This window comes from Streptomyces sp. NPDC020845 (genome assembly GCF_044334165.1).
In the GTDB taxonomy this organism is placed as follows: domain Bacteria; phylum Actinomycetota; class Actinomycetes; order Streptomycetales; family Streptomycetaceae; genus Streptomyces.
This window is the reverse complement of sequence record NZ_JBIRSJ010000012.1, coordinates 340,306-355,179: the sequence shown is the minus strand read 5'-3', so window position 1 is coordinate 355,179 and position 14,874 is coordinate 340,306. Positions and strand designations below refer to the sequence as shown.

Below are 14,874 nucleotides of genomic sequence, written 5' to 3'. Positions count from 1 at the left end.
CCCGGCAGGCTTTGGCCATACGGAGCCGGCGGGCTTTTTAGCGGCTATAGGGAGCCGACCGGCTTTCAAACGGTGGCCGTCCCCGCCTCCTCCCCTCCCGTCACCGCCGGGAAGCCGCAGAGCAGCACCTCCGCGAAGTCGCGTGCCCAGGGCGCGTCGACGGGGTCGGCGCTCACCAGCGTCCGGTGCATCACCGCTCCCGCGATCACATCGAAGATCATGTCCGCGGTGCGGGCCGCCGCGGCGGGGTCGGTCTCCCGCGGCAGTTCGCCGCGGGCCTGGGCGCGCTCACGGCCGAGCAGCACCAGCCGCTTCTGCCGGTTGACGATCGTGGTGCGGATCCGCTCCCGTAGCGCCTCGTCGCGGGTGGCCTCGGCGACCACGGCCATCAGCGAGGTCCCGGCCTCCGGGCGGGTCAGCAGTGCGGCGAACCGGAGCACCGTCTCCTCCACATCGGCGCGCAGCGACCCCAGATCGGGCAGTTCCAGCTGTTCGTCGAGGAGGGCCGCGACCGCGTCCACGACCAGCTCGCTCTTGTTCGTCCAGCGGCGGTAGAGCGTGGTCTTGGCCACGCCCGCCCGGGCCGCCACATCGCCCATCGTCAGCTTGGACCAGCCGAGCTCGACCAAGGCGGCCCGCGTCGCGCCGAGGATGGCGCGGTCGGCCTCGGCACTGCGGGGGCGGCCGGTGCGCCGCGCTGGCGGGCTCATGTCCGTGAGCTTACCCGTACGTCCACTTTGACCCCCTGGATCTCCGAGGGCGCTTCCAGTTACGCTACGAGTCGTAGCGTAAGGGTGCGCTTTTCCATTCACCGCGGGAAGAGGGGAGGATAGGACCATGCAGCCACGGAACATGTCCATGAGTGGAGTGGTCGACCTCGCCGCGGTGAAGGCGGCCGGAGAAGCGAAGCAGAAGGCGGAGAAGGCGCGGGCCGAGGCGGCCCGCACGGGCGGCGTCGCCCCCACCCGTCTGGTCTTCGACGTCGACGAGGCGGGTTTCCAGCAGGATGTCCTGCAGCGCTCCACCGAAGTACCGGTCGTCATCGACTTCTGGGCCGAGTGGTGCGAGCCGTGCAAGCAGCTCGGTCCGATCCTCGAGCGGCTGACGAGGGAGTACGCGGGCCGCTTCGTCCTGGCGAAGATCGATGTCGACGCCAACCAGATGCTCTTCCAGCAGTTCGGGGTGCAGGGCATCCCCGCCGTGTTCGCGGTGGTCGCCGGTCAGCCGGTGCCGCTCTTCCAGGGCGCCGCGCCCGAGGCGCAGATCCGGCAGGTGCTCGACCAGCTGATCCAGGCGGCGGAGCAGCAGTTCGGCATTGTGGGCGTCCCGGTGCAGGACGAGGGTGACGAGGGCGCCGAGGCGGTCGCGCAGCAGCCCGCGACCCCGTACGACGGTGCGCTCGCGGCGGCTCACGAGGCGCTGGACGCCGGCGATCTGGGCGGCGCGGTGCAGGCGTACAAGAACGTGCTGGCGGACGACCCGGGCAATACCGAGGCGAAGCTGGGCCTGGCGCAGGCCGAGTTGCTGAGCCGGGTGGAGGGGACGGACGCGCAGCAGGTGCGCAAGGCGGCGGCCGACAATCCCGCGGACCCGGCGGCGCAGATCGCGGCGGCGGACCTGGACCTGGTGGGGGGTCATGTGGAGGACGCCTTCGGGCGGTTGGTGGAGACCGTGCGGCGCACGGTGGGGGAGGACCGGGAGTCGGCACGGCTCCATCTGCTGGGGCTCTTCGAGGTGATCGGCGCGGACGATCCCCGGGTGGTCTCGGCGCGGGGCGCGTTGGCGCGCGTGCTGTTCTGACCGTTGTCACCTCAAACAAATAAGCGGCCGCGCTTTACCAAAACTTGGTAAACGCGGTCGCTGTAACTGACGGTAAGAGTACGTCAGGTTTTTGTCCGGGCATGGTGTGAATCTCCCCCTCTTTTCGGGCATGTTACGGCGACCGAGAGTGCTCGGCCTCTATCAGTCTGCCGCGGCACGGTTATCCGCCCGTTACTCGCTAGTAACGAACCCCTTGTGCAGCTGCCCGTAAATGCACCACGATCGGCCAAGCTCGGTCCCGTTTCCCGCAGCCCGGCATCCGGTCGGTGCGGTCGGTGCGATGGGTCCCCACCGGGTAGGCCGGCGGCAGTGGCGTCGGCCGTGGACAGGGGGGTCTCTGCTGACTGGCAGGGCCTGTCCAGGAGGTTGCGCGAAGGCGTGGCCAGTGGTTGTCGCTCGGGGGTGATCGCCGGTGTTTCGGGTGCAGTTCGCGCCTGTGAGACGTGGGCGCTCTCCTTCCCGAGGACGTAGCACTTCTCCCATCCCAGGCTCGGGCCTCGGCCCCAGCCGGAGATGTACGTCCGAGAAGGAGGAAAGTCATGGAGTCCCAGGCTCGTGGCGGGACCAGATGGAAGCGGTTTGCCGTTGTCATGGTGCCGAGCGTCGCTGCCACGGCCGCGATCGGTGTAGCCCTCGCGCAGGGTGCGCTCGCGGCCTCGTTCAGCGTGTCCGGCCAGCAGTTCAAGGTCAGCGCGGACCTGCTCAAGGGCAAGGGGTTCGTCCAGTACGGCACCCTTGACACACAGCACGGGGGCAAGAAGATCCCCGTCGCCGTGTCGGCGTTCAAGAGCGCCAAGATCAAGGGTCTGTGCCAGTCGGTGGTGATCCCGGTCCCGCTCTTCGGTGATGTCTCGCTGAAGCTGACGGCCGGCAACGGCGGCAAGGAAGTCGAGGCGAAGAACCTCTTCATCGACCTCGACCAGCTCGAGGCGGACGCCACGTTCCGCGGTATCAACATCGGCGTGGCGGCCGGCGACACCAGCAAGGGTCCCGACGGCGACACGAACAAGAAGGACCCGAGTTCCTTCGGCCAGGAAGCCGACTCGGTGACCTTGAAGGGTGTCAAGCAGACCGCATGGGCGACCAACGCGGGCACGTTCAAGCTCTCCGGCCTTTCGATGAAGGTCAGCAAGGGCAAGAACGAGTGCTACTGACGCGTTGAGCGGGGTGGGGGGCCGCACCACCGCCCCTCACCCGGCATCGCTCAGCGGCGTCAGGGGCATCAGCACCGCGTTTATCAGTACCGCATCAGAACACTGCGATCGTCCAGATCGCCGGCCCCAGGGAGCTGTTTTCATTGAGTGCCGAGTCGCCGGAGGCGAGTGACGCCGTCAGCCACCTGCGCAGGGCTTTCAAGTACTGGCGCTGGCAGCGCCCGTTCTGGGCAGGGCTCTTCACCATCTTGGCCGGGGTGCCGATCGGGTACCTGCCGTATGCCAACGTCACCTTGGGCCAGCTGACCGTCCGGATGTCCACCACCACCGGGTCCGGATCGCTGATCATCGGCGTCCTGCTGATAGTGCTGGGCCTGACCATGTGGTTCCAGCCCATCGTGCGGGTCTTCGCGGGAGTCGCCACCATCCTGCTGGGCCTGGTCTCGATTCCCGTGGCCAACTTCGGGGGCTTCTTGGTGGGCTTCCTGTTCGCGCTGTTCGGCGGCGGGATGAGCGTCGCCTGGGCACCGGGCGAGACCCCCACCGAGCAGCCGGCGAAGGACGAGGGGCCCGCGCCCACGGACGACGCGGACGGTGTGGACGACGCGGACGCTGGGGACGGCGCAGGCGGCGGCGAGCCGGAGCCGGCCGTCGCGGGGGCCGCGCCGGACCAGGAATCCAGGGATGGGAGGCACCGTGCGGGGTGAACAAGAGCAGTCGGAGGGTGCGAGCGTCACGAATCCACGCCGGGCGAGAACGGGGCCGCGGCATGCGGCTCCCAAGAAGTCGATGCTCACCCGCCTTCAGGTGCCCGCCGGCAAGGCGATAGCGCTCGCCGCCATGCCGACGGCCGTACTGATGGGCATGGGGCTGACCCCGCAGCTCGCCCAGGCGACCTCCAGGGCCGAGGACCGCTACAAGCCCGGACCGTGCGTCACCCAGCCCGACGAGGCCGACAAGGACCACAAGAGCACCGACGAGGCGGGCGAGTCGAAGGACTCCAAGGACTCCGACGACAAGAGCGGGGCCAACGGCTCGAAGAGCCAGGACAAGAGCTCCGGCGACAAGAGCTCCGGCGACAAGAGCTCCGGCGACAAGAGCTCCGAGGACAAGAGCGCGGACGAGAGCTCCAAGCCCTCCGCCACGCCGACGCCCTCCGCCACGTCCTCCGCCGACTCCGGCTCCTCCGGCAGCAAGACGGACGACTCGACGCCGGAGGAGTCCCCCACGCCGAGCCCGTCCGAGTCCAAGAGCAAGAACCCACTGGACCCGCTGGGCCTCGGGGACGCGCTCAAGGACATCTTCACCGGGGGCGACAAGGACGAGACGGCCGAGCCGAGCGCCACGCCGACCCCGTCGTCCTCCGCGACCGGCTCGCCGGACAAGACGACCGACCCTGCCAAGGACGCGGCCGACAAGGCCGGGGACACGGCGAAGGACGCGGCCGACAAGGCCGGGGACACGGCGAAGGACACGGTCGACAAGGCCACGGACGCGGCCAAGGACAAGGACGCCGAGGACAAGGCCGACAAGACTCCGTCGCCCGGCCCCTCCTCCTCGTCCTCCCCCAAGGCCGGGGACCGTGACAAGGACGGCAAGGAGCCGTTCCCCTGCCCCACGTACGACGCCGAGGCGTACGAGAACGCCGAGGGCGAGCCGACCGCCAGCCTGCTGCCCGACGAGCCCTGGACGCTCAAGAGCACCCTGCTGACCCTGCACGGTCTTGACTACAAGGGCATCGTCGAGGTCAAGACGTACAGCGGGAAGGTCAAGAAGGTCCTCAAGTTCACGGCTTCCGGCGTGGACATCAAGGATCTGCACCAGCTGACGGTCGGGGCCGGCGGTACGACCACCCATGTGCAGGCGCGCGAGGGCTCCACCTCGACCTTCAGCAACGGCCCGATCACCATGTACACCGAGGAGCTGTCGGGCAACCTGCTGGGGATCGTTCCGATCACCTTCAGCCCCAAGAGCCCGCCGCCGATCAACCTCCCCGAGGTGTTCTTCACCGATGTGACGGTCACACAGGCCGGACAGTTCGGCGGCGACCTGACCATCCCCGGCATGCATCTCTACAAGACGGGGGATTAACCCCGGAACACAGACCCGTTCGGGAGCCGCAAGGCCCTCCCTTGGGAGGGCGAACGTCGGTGGGCACCACCCCAGCCCGGGGTGGTGCCCACCGGCGCGTCAGCCGCCTGCTCAGGGGCGCCGCTCGCCCGCTCAGCGGCCGGGCTACTTGCCCTCGCCGCCCAGGTGGTGCACCCGGACCATGTTGGTGGTGCCGGGGACGCCGGGGGGCGAACCGGCGGTCATGATCATGGTGTCGCCCTCGTTGTAGCGGCCCAGCTTCGACAGCTCGGCGTCGACGAGGTCCACCATCGCGTCGGTGTGCTCCACATACGGCACCACGAACGACTCCACGCCCCAGCTGAGCGTCAGCTGGTTGCGGGTGGCCACATCGGTGGTGAAGGCCAGGATCGGCTGCTGGGCGCGGTAGCGGGACAGCCGGCGGGCGGTGTCGCCGGACTGGGTGAAGGCCACCAGCGACTGGGCGCCCAGGAAGTCGGCGATCTCGCAGGCCGCGCGGGCGACCGAGCCGCCCTGTGTACGCGGCTTCTTGCCGGGGACCAGCGGCTGCAGACCGCGCGAGAGCAGTTCCTGCTCGGCGGCCTGGACGATGCGGGACATCGTCTTGACCGTCTCCAGCGGATACGCGCCGACGGAGGACTCCGCGGAGAGCATGACCGCGTCGGCGCCGTCCAGGATCGCGTTGGCGACGTCGGACGCCTCGGCGCGGGTCGGCCGCGAGTTGGTGATCATCGACTCCATCATCTGGGTCGCGACGATCACCGGCTTGGCGTTCCGCCGGCACAGCTCGATCAGGCGCTTCTGCACCATCGGGACCTTCTCGAGCGGATATTCGACGGCCAGGTCGCCGCGGGCCACCATGACGCCGTCGAAGGCCGCGACGACCTCCTCCATGTTGGCGACCGCCTGCGGCTTCTCGACCTTGGCGATCACCGGCACCCGGTGCCCCACCTCGTCCATGACGCGGTGCACATCGCGGACGTCGCCGGCGTCCCGGACGAAGGACAGCGCGACCATGTCGCACCCCATCGCCAGGGCGAACTTCAGGTCCACGATGTCCTTCTCGGACAGCGCGGGCACATTGACCGCGGCGCCCGGCAGGTTGATCCCCTTGTGGTCGGAGATCACACCGCCCTCGATGACGATCGTCTTGACCCGCGGGCCGTCGACCGCGGTGACCCGCAGCTCGACATTGCCGTCGTTGATCAGGACCTGGTCGCCCTTGGAGACGTCGCCCGGCAGCCCCTTGTACGTGGTGCCGCAGATCGTCCGGTCGCCCGGTACGTCCTCGGTGGTGATGGTGAACTCGTCACCGCGCACCAGCTCCACCGGGCCGTCGGCGAAGGTCTCCAGCCGGATCTTGGGGCCCTGGAGGTCGGCGAGCACGCCGACCGCGCGCCCGGTCTCCTCGGAGGCCTTGCGGACGCGGTGGTACCGCTCCTCGTGCTCCGTGTGGCTCCCGTGGCTCATATTGAATCGGGCCACGTTCATCCCGGCCTCGATCAGCGACTTCAGCTGGTCGTAGGAGTCGACGGCGGGGCCCAGAGTGCAGACGATTTTGGAACGGCGCATGAGGCAGATCCTATCCGTTTGTTTCGGAGCGGAATATTTACGCTATGGACAACGGCGCAATGCCGGGGCAAGAGCCGCCGAACGGCCGGAGATCAGTCGGAAACCAAGCAGCGACCGAGCAGCGACCGAGCAGCGACCGAGCAGCGACTAAGCAGCGACTAAGCAGCGACCAGTTCGAAGGTCTGGCTGGCGATCTCCAGCTCCTCGTCGGTGGGCACGACGGCCACCGCGACCCGGCTGGCCTCCGTGGAGATCAGCCGCGCCGAGGCGCCGCGCACCGCGTTGCGCACCGCGTCCACCTCGATGCCGAACGCGGGAAGACCGCGCATCGCCGCCTCCCGCACCGCCGCGGAGTTCTCCCCGACGCCCGCGGTGAAGGCGATGGCGTCCACCCGCCCCAGCACCGCGGTGTACGCGCCCACATACTTCCGCAGCCGATGGACGTAGACGTCGAAGGCGAGCTGCGCCGCCGGGTCGCCCTCGCCCATCCGGCGGCCGATCTCACGCATGTCGTTGTCCCCGCACAGGCCGAGCAGCCCGCTGCGCTTGTTCAGCAGGGTGTCGATCTCGTCGATCGACATCCCGCCGACCCGGGTCAGATGGAAGATCGCCGCCGGGTCCAGATCGCCCGAGCGGGTACCCATGACCAGGCCCTCCAACGGGGTGAGCCCCATCGAGGTGTCCACGCACACCCCGCCGCGCACCGCCGAGGCGCTGGCGCCGTTGCCCAGGTGCAGCACGATCGTGTTGACCTCGGAGAGGTCCCGGCCCAGCAGCGCGGCGGTGGCCCGGGAGACATACGCGTGGGAGGTGCCGTGGAAGCCGTAGCGCCGCACCCCGTACCGGTCGGCGGTCTCCTGCTCAATGGCGTAGCGCGCGGCCTCCTCCGGCATCGTGGCGTGGAACGCGGTGTCGAAGACCGCGACCTGCGGCAGATCCGGGCGCAGCGCGCGGGCCACCTTGATCCCGGTGACGTTCGCCGGGTTGTGCAGCGGGGCCAGCGGCACCAGCTTCTCGATCTCCTCGACCACCTCGTCGGTGATCAGGGTCGGCTCGGTGAACCGGGTGCCGCCGTGCACCACCCGGTGGCCGAGCGCCGCCAGCTCTGGCGAGTCCAGGCCCAGGCCCTGCGCGGCCAGCTCCTCGGCGACCTGCTTGAGGGCGGCCGAGTGGTCGGCGACGGGGCCCTCCCCGATCCGCTCCACGATGCCGGAGGCGAGCCGGGAGCCGTCGGCCATGTCGAGCAGCTGGTATTTGACCGACGAGGAGCCGGAGTTGAGGACGAGGACTCGGGAGCCGTTCACGCGGTGGGTGCTTTCTGTACGGGGGAGACGGGGGTAGGCGTCTGGGCCTGGACGGCGGTGATCGAGACGGTGTTGACGATGTCCTGGACCAGCGCCCCGCGGGACAGGTCGTTCACCGGCTTGCGCAGCCCCTGCAGCACCGGGCCGACCGCGACCGCGCCCGCCGAGCGCTGCACCGCCTTGTAGGTGTTGTTGCCGGTGTTCAGGTCCGGGAAGATCAGGACCGTGGCCTTGCCCGCCACCTCGGAGTCCGGCAGCTTGGTCGCCGCGACCGCCGCGTCCACCGCGGCGTCGTACTGGATCGGGCCCTCGACCAGCAGGTCCGGGCGGCGCTCACGGACCAGCTCGGTCGCCTTGCGCACCTTGTCGACATCCGCGCCGGAGCCGGAGGTGCCGGTGGAGTACGAGAGCATCGCGATCCGCGGCTCCACGCCGAACTGGGCGGCCGTCGTCGCCGACTGGATGGCGATGTCCGCCAGCTGCTCGGCGTCCGGATCCGGGTTGACCGCGCAGTCGCCGTACACCAGCACCCGGTCCGCCAGGCACATGAAGAAGACCGAGGAGACGATCTGGGCGTCCGGCGCGGTCTTGATGATCTCGAAGGCGGGCCGGATGGTGGCGGCGGTGGAGTGCACGGCGCCGGAGACCATGCCGTCGGCCAGGCCCTCCTGCACCATCAGCGTGCCGAAGTACGAGACGTCGGCGACCACGTCGTAGGCCAGCTCGTACGAGACGCCCTTATGGGCGCGCAGCCGCGCGTACAGCTCGGCGAAGCGATCGCGCAGCGGCGAGGTCTGCGGATCGATGATCTGCGCGTCCGCGAGCTGGATGCCCAGCTCGGCGGCGCGCTTGCGGACCGCGTCCTCCTCGCCCAGCAGTGTGAGGTCGCACACATCGCGGCGCAGCAGCACATCGGCGGCGCGCAGCACCCGCTCCTCGGTGCCCTCGGGGAGCACGACCCGGCGGCGGTTTGCGCGGGAGCGCTCGATCAGCTCGTGCTCGAACATCATCGGGGTGACCCGGCCGGAGCGGGCGACCGAGATCCGGTTGGTCAGCTCGGCGGTGTCCACATGCCGCTCGAAGAGACCGAGCGCGGTCTCGGCCTTACGCGGTGCGCCCGCGGTCAGCTTGCCCTCCAGCGCGAACAGCTCGGCCGCGGTCGGGAAGCTGCCGCCCGCCACGGCCGCCACCGGGGTGCCCGGGGCCAGCCGGGAGGCCAGCGCCAGGATGTCCTCCCCCGGCCGCTCGTCCAGGGTGAGCAGCACCCCGGCGATCGGCGGGGCGCCCGCGCTGTGCGCGGCCAGGGCCCCGATGATCAGATCGGCGCGGTCGCCAGGGGTCACCACCAGACAGCCCTCGGTCAGCGCGGGCAGGAAGCTGGGCAGCATGGCGCCGCCGAAGACAAAGTCCCGCACGTCCCGCGACAGCCCCGCGTGGTCGCCCAGCAGCACCTCGGCGCCCAGGGTGCGCACCACCTGGGAGACGGTCGGCGCGGACAGCGCGGCGTCCTCGGGCAGCGCGTAGCAGGGGACGGGGAGCTTGTCCCGCAGCCGCTCGGCCACGGCGTCCCGGTCGCCGGGGGCCACCCGGTTCACCACGACGGCGACGACATCGCAGCCCTGCGCCTCGTAGGCGCGGTACGCGTTGTGCGCCTCGGCGCCCTGCGCCACGACGCTCTGATCCTTGCCGCTGACCACGGTGATCACCGAGGCGCCGAACTCATTGGCCAGCCGCGCGTTGAGACCCAGCTCGTCGGGGAGACCGCTGGCCGCGGCGTAGTCGCTGCCCAGCACCAGCACGTACTCGTACTCGCGGGCCACCTCGTGGAACCGGCCGACCAGGTGCGCCACCAGCTCATCGGTGCCCCGCTCGGCCTGGAGCGCGGACGCCTCGTCGTAGGTGATCCCGAAGACGGACTCCGGCGACTGGCTCAGCCGGTAGCGGGCCCGCAGCAGGTCGAAGAGGCGGTCGGGGTTGTCGTGCACCAGGGGGCGGAAGACGCCGACCCGGTCGACTTGGCGGGTCAGGAGCTCCATGACCCCGAGCTCGACGACCTGGCGGCCGTCCCCGCGCTCGATCCCGGTCACGTACACGCTGCGCGTCACGCCTGGCACTCCGATCTGATGGTCGACACTCCGGCCTGAAGTGCGGTCGAAACTTCCGTCGAAACTTCCCTAAAAACGGCCGTATCGGCGGCCCCGTCCCCTTGACAATACCTGCGGGCATCGATAAAGCGCTCCTCAGGTACGGGTACAGAGACGGACACAGCACCACCGGGCCCATGAAACAATCGGACTGGCTCACACCTACCCGAAGGCAGCAGGAGACACAGCACGATGCGCATCGGAGTTCTCACCGCAGGCGGCGACTGCCCCGGCCTGAACGCTGTGATCCGTTCGGTCGTCCACCGTGCCGTGGCCGGCCATGGCGACGAGGTCATCGGCTTCGAAGACGGCTTCAAGGGGCTGCTCGACGGCCGCCACCGCAAGCTCGACCTGGACGCCGTGGCGGGCATCCTCGCCCGCGGCGGCACCATCCTCGGCTCCTCCCGCCTGGAGCGGGCCCGGCTGCGCGAGGCCTGTGAGACCTCCAAGGACCACGCCCGCGACTACGGCATCGACGTGCTGATCCCGATCGGGGGCGAGGGCACCCTCACCGCCGCCCGGATGCTCTCCGACGCCGGGCTGCCCATCGTCGGCGTGCCCAAGACCATCGACAACGACATCTCCGCCACCGACCGCACCTTCGGCTTCGACACCGCCGTCGGCGTGGCCACCGAGGCCATGGACCGGCTCAAGACCACCGCCGAGTCCCATCAGCGGGTCATGGTCGTCGAGGTCATGGGGCGCCACGCGGGCTGGATCGCGCTGGAGTCCGGCATGGCGGGCGGCGCCCACGGCATCTGCCTTCCGGAGCGGCCGTTCGAGATCGACGCGCTGGTGAAGATGGTCGAGGAGCGCTTCTCCCGCGGCAAGAAGTTCGCGGTGATCTGCGTCGCCGAGGGCGCGCACCCCGCCGAGGGCACGATGGACTACCAGAAGGGCGAGATCGACCAGTACGGCCACGAGCGGTTCACCGGTATCGGCAACCGCCTCGCCGCCGAACTGGAGCGCCGCCTCGGCAAGGAGGCCCGCCCGGTCATCCTCGGCCACGTCCAGCGCGGCGGCACCCCGACCGCGTACGACCGGGTGCTGGCCACCCGCTTCGGCTGGCACGCCGTCGAGGCCGCCCACCGCGGCGACTTCGGCATGATGACCGCGCTGCGCGGCACGGACATCGAGATGGTGCCGATCGCCGAGGCGGTCACCGAGCTCAAGACGGTTCCGGTGGCCCGCATGGACGAGGCCGAGTCGGTCTTCTGACGTCCGCTCCGCACGACACCTGTTCCGCATGACACCTCCCCCGTACGACCCCTGCATTGCGTGACGCGGCCTCTGGTACTGTCCCGGCTTGATCAACGGGGTTATCTGATCACCTGATCACCTGATCAAGGGGGACGAAGGAGCGGGGGCGGGATGCGTCGGTTGTGGGCCCGCGTGTGGCTGCGCCACACGGCCCTGGTGGTACTCGTCACAGCGCTGGTCGCGGTCTTCGTCGTCGTGAACCGCGACAGCGACGGCGGCCATCTCGCGGCCAACCGCGCCCAGCTGAGAAAGGCGTGCGACGGCACCCTCCCGTACGCGGATCTGAAGCGGCTCGTCCGCGACGGCCGGGCGGGCGAGCTCAGCCAGCACGGCACGATGCTCGAACCCGGCCGGACAAGCCGCTCGCTGCTCGACTGCGCGCTGTCGTGGGGCGACGGATACGGCGTCACCGTCCACGCCGAAGCGCTGGTCTCCGACGTCCCCGAGGGTATGGAGACCGAAGATCTCCTGGGTACGGCCCACACCGACGGCACGTATGTGGCCCCCGGCACCACCGGCCAGTACGGCAGGCGCGGCGCCTGGCTGGTGACCGAGTGCGTGGACGGCCTGCGCGGCCGGGTCCGGCCCACGACCGATCTGTATGTGTCGGCACTTGTCACCGACGGCGACCACGAGGCCGACAGCGCCGCCGAGCGCGAGGAGCGGACCAGGGCCGAACGGGCCGCCGCCCTCACCGGCTTCCGCACCGCCGTCCACGTCGCGAACGCCATCACCGAGGCGCAGGGCTGCGGGAGCGCCCCGCTCAAGGCGCCGACCGAAGTGCTGGACACCTACGAGTCGCATGACGACAGCGGCGACTGGCGGTCCGAGCGCATCGAGGAGCCCGGCCGTGATCTGCGCAAATGCGGCTGGATCAACTCCCGTTCGCTGCCCGGCGTGATGCCCGGAGCCTGGACCACCCTCGGCGACCTCCAGGAGTCCCGGGTGGTGAACGCCTGCCAGGGCACCTGGGACTCGGAGGCCGAGAAGAACGACGGCAGCCACCCGGCGGACTGGCAGGTCACCGGCGTCGAGGCGGCCAGTTGGGCGGGCATCCTCGGCCGGACCGCGTACGACTCGTACGAGCGCGAGGGCCATGTGCCGGGGTGGGGAGTGTCCCAGAACCAGGGAAAGCCGGCCGGTGACGGCAAGGGCGACGACGGCAAGGCCGGTGGGACTGACGGTGCCCAGGGCGAGGACCGGATCTCCTCCTACGTCGAGGACCCCCAACTCGCCCTGTGGGCACGCTCGGTGTGCGGCGGCCGGGACACCTACCACCGCGTCTCGGTGATCCCCTCGATCCTGATCGAGGACGGCGCGACCGCCACCCTGGGCGCCAAGGACCGCGCCAAGCTCTCCCGTACGGCGCGCACGGCGCTGGACCGCTATCTGAGCGCGCCGGACGGCTGGCCGAAGTCGGCGGGGTGCCGCGATACGAAGGTGCTGGGGGAGGCCGAGGAATGGCACTGAGCAGACTGCGACGCGGCGAGCGGCCCGACGAACCGGAGGGCGGCCAGGAGGGCGAGCGGGACGGCGAGAGCGCTTCGGGGTGGCTCGGTGGCAGGCTCACCCGCCGTCGCGCGTGTGGCCTCGGGGCCGCGGTGCTGGTGCTGGCTGCCCTGACGGGCACGATCGTCTGGATGGCCGGCAGCGACGACCGCGCGCTCGACGCGGCCTGCGACGGAGTGCTGGCCAAGGACGAGGTCCGCGCGGTGCTCGGCGACGGCGAGATCAGCGTGAGCAACCGCACCAAGGGCACGTTCGACGTCAAGGTCAAGGCCAAGGGCAACGAGGACCAGGCCAACACCCTCGCCGTACGGTGCGAGGTGACGGCCGACGGCAAGGGCAGCGTCAAGGTGAACATCGAGGCCGGCCCGCGGCCCCGCACCACGTACGGCATCGCCGGGACGTACACCCCCGTACCCGAGCGGGACACCCTCGCGGTCCCCCTCGGCCACGGCTGGTCCGGGGTCTTCGGCACGGACAATGTGCGGCAGGACGACAACGAGGACGGCGAGGGGACCGCCGCCGTACTTCTGGAGTGTGCCAAGGGCGGCACCAGCCTGCTGATCACCGTGGAGACCAAGCTCGGCGGAGTCACGCTGGACGACCCCGCCGTCCGCCCCGACTTCGTCCGCACCGCGACCGCCACCGCCAAGGCGGCCAACGACCACTGGGGCTGCGGCGCCAGCCTGGGCAAACCGGTCCGTACGGTGGGCCTGCCGGTCAACGAGGACGAGTACGAGCCGCTGCTCGGCGCCGACGGCACCTGCGCCGGCGTCCCGACGGCCGCCCGCTCCGCGGTGTCCACGGCCCGGGAGACCGCCCGCGACCGGGCGCCGCGCGAGGCCTGCGCCCTCGGCGCGCGGGACGGCTCGCCGCGCTACCGCCTCGACGCGTACTACGGCCCGTACGCGGAAGAGGTCCGCGCCGAGTACACCGGCAGCCCGGGCCAGGATGGCCCGTCCCCCGGCGACGCGCCCTCGGGCCGGCTGGGCCAGAGCGCCTACTGGGCCAGCGCCGCCTGCCCGGACGGCGCCGAGGACGCGCTGTTCCTGGTCCGCGCGGACGGCACCGAGGACGACACCCGCCGCAAGCCGGACCTGGCGTACGAGCGCACCGCGCTCAAGGCGTTCGCGCAGCGCTCGGCCCAACACCACGGATGCGCGGCGCCGGCCACGCCCGCCAGGTGACCACGCCCGGCGCCTGACGCCCGCCGGGTGAGTTCAGACCACCTCGCCGCCCACCCCGGAACGTCCCGCGGGCACGCCGACGATGCCCACGGTCACCTGCTCGCGGACGGACTCGCCGAACACCGTCACGACGGCATCGGTGATCGACGCGATCAGCCGCGCGGGGGCGTTCTCGAACTCCGGGTGGTTCAGAGCCCCTTCGCGGATGTTGAGCGTGACGACAGGGGCGTTCTCCTCGGTCGGCACGCCGCCGATGCCGCGGCGCCCGCGCGGCACGCCGAACAGATCGACGGCCGCGACGGAGCGCAGCCGCTCGCCGTACACCGCGCCCACCGCGTCGGCCAGCGCGCGGATGAGCTTCGGCTCGGTCTTTCCGTCGAGTTCTTCCTCGCGGATCTGCACGGTGAAATGAGGCATGACGAATCTCCGTTCGGTCGGGTAGCTTGCACACAGACGTGTTTGCTTTGGAAGTAAAGTATCTTTGAATGCAAAGCTATTGCCGTGGTCGATCAGTGTCAACCGCAGTGGCCCGTCCGACGTTAGAAGGGGTGTGGGGCATCGTTCCGGAGGAGGACACATGGCACGAACCGTCATCGATGTCGACGACGAGATGCTTGCCGAGGCCGCAGAGATCTTTGGCACCACGACCAAGGTCGCCACGGTGAACGCCGCGCTGGAAGACGCGATCAAGCGCCGCAAACGTGCATCGTTCCTGAACTGGCTTGCCGAAGGTGGTCTGCCGGATCTGACGGGTCCCGTTGAAACTCCGGCTGAGACCGTGCCCTTGATTGCAGACCCAGCTCATCGCGGCTGGTAACTGGAAGGCTCTCTCGGT

At 70.1% G+C, this 14,874-nt stretch carries 13 protein-coding genes; 8 read left to right on the top strand and 5 right to left on the bottom strand.

All coding sequences use genetic code 11. The features are described 5' to 3' along the window. Positions 1–65: 65 nt before the first annotated feature. Positions 66–710 carry a TetR/AcrR family transcriptional regulator gene (locus ACH4U7_RS32100; protein WP_398531278.1) on the bottom strand — a complete coding sequence of 215 codons (645 nt, stop codon included), beginning with the start codon at positions 708–710 and terminating at the stop codon, positions 66–68. Positions 711–837: 127 nt separating this feature from the next. On the opposite strand from ACH4U7_RS32100, the gene ACH4U7_RS32095 reads away from it, so the two are divergent. The 4 genes from ACH4U7_RS32095 (at position 838) to ACH4U7_RS32080 (ending at position 5,066) form a co-directional block, all read left to right on the top strand. Beyond that, entirely contained in the window at positions 838–1,800 is a 963-nt protein-coding gene (locus ACH4U7_RS32095) for a tetratricopeptide repeat protein (protein WP_398531277.1), read from the top strand. A gap of 560 nt (positions 1,801–2,360) precedes the next feature. Continuing rightward, the gene (locus ACH4U7_RS32090; RefSeq protein ID WP_398531276.1) at positions 2,361–2,975 is read left to right on the top strand and encodes a DUF6230 family protein; all 615 of its coding nucleotides are present in this window, start codon (positions 2,361–2,363) and stop codon (positions 2,973–2,975) included. A gap of 143 nt (positions 2,976–3,118) precedes the next feature. Continuing rightward, on the top strand, positions 3,119–3,682 hold the full coding sequence (locus ACH4U7_RS32085) for a DUF6114 domain-containing protein (RefSeq protein ID WP_398531275.1): 564 nt from the start codon (positions 3,119–3,121) through the stop codon (positions 3,680–3,682). An 82-nt stretch (positions 3,683–3,764) separates the two neighbouring features. Then, positions 3,765–5,066: a hydrogenase expression protein HypF gene (locus ACH4U7_RS32080; protein WP_398531274.1), complete on the top strand. Its 1,302-nt coding sequence runs from the start codon at positions 3,765–3,767 to the stop codon at positions 5,064–5,066. Between the two features lie 144 nt (positions 5,067–5,210). Here ACH4U7_RS32080 and pyk read toward each other — a convergent pair whose 3' ends face one another. The 3 genes from pyk to pta all read right to left on the bottom strand — a co-directional run bounded on the left by pyk (position 5,211) and on the right by pta (position 10,047). Continuing rightward, a complete protein-coding gene (pyk, locus tag ACH4U7_RS32075) occupies positions 5,211–6,638 on the bottom strand; it encodes a pyruvate kinase (protein ID WP_398531273.1) in 1,428 nt (475 codons plus the stop codon). Between the two features lie 158 nt (positions 6,639–6,796). Further along, positions 6,797–7,942, bottom strand: a complete 1,146-nt coding sequence (locus ACH4U7_RS32070) for an acetate kinase (protein ID WP_398531272.1) — start codon at positions 7,940–7,942, stop codon at positions 6,797–6,799. Further along, on the bottom strand, positions 7,939–10,047 hold the full coding sequence (gene pta / locus ACH4U7_RS32065; RefSeq protein WP_398531271.1) for a phosphate acetyltransferase: 2,109 nt from the start codon (positions 10,045–10,047) through the stop codon (positions 7,939–7,941). The genes ACH4U7_RS32070 and pta overlap by 4 nt, the downstream gene beginning before the upstream one ends. A 231-nt stretch (positions 10,048–10,278) precedes the next feature. Between pta and ACH4U7_RS32060 the strand changes: the two genes are divergently transcribed. From ACH4U7_RS32060 to ACH4U7_RS32050, 3 genes are all read left to right on the top strand, one after another. Continuing rightward, a complete protein-coding gene (locus ACH4U7_RS32060) occupies positions 10,279–11,304 on the top strand; it encodes a 6-phosphofructokinase (protein WP_398531270.1) in 1,026 nt (341 codons plus the stop codon). A 153-nt stretch (positions 11,305–11,457) separates the two neighbouring features. After that, positions 11,458–12,816 (top strand): hypothetical protein, encoded by a 1,359-nt coding sequence (locus ACH4U7_RS32055; RefSeq protein WP_398531269.1) that lies wholly within the window; start codon positions 11,458–11,460, stop codon positions 12,814–12,816. Beyond that, positions 12,807–14,039 (top strand): hypothetical protein, encoded by a 1,233-nt coding sequence (locus tag ACH4U7_RS32050; RefSeq protein ID WP_398531268.1) that lies wholly within the window; start codon positions 12,807–12,809, stop codon positions 14,037–14,039. Before ACH4U7_RS32055 ends, ACH4U7_RS32050 begins: the two co-directional genes overlap by 10 nt. Positions 14,040–14,072: 33 nt before the next feature. Here ACH4U7_RS32050 and ACH4U7_RS32045 read toward each other — a convergent pair whose 3' ends face one another. After that, complete coding sequence (locus ACH4U7_RS32045; protein ID WP_398531267.1) at positions 14,073–14,456, bottom strand: 4-oxalocrotonate tautomerase family protein; 384 nt, start codon at positions 14,454–14,456, stop codon at positions 14,073–14,075. 160 nt (positions 14,457–14,616) lie between these two features. Here ACH4U7_RS32045 and ACH4U7_RS32040 point away from each other — a divergent pair, with 160 nt between their 5' ends. After that, the gene (locus ACH4U7_RS32040; protein ID WP_398531266.1) at positions 14,617–14,856 is read left to right on the top strand and encodes a type II toxin-antitoxin system VapB family antitoxin; all 240 of its coding nucleotides are present in this window, start codon (positions 14,617–14,619) and stop codon (positions 14,854–14,856) included. Positions 14,857–14,874: the final 18 nt, after the last annotated feature.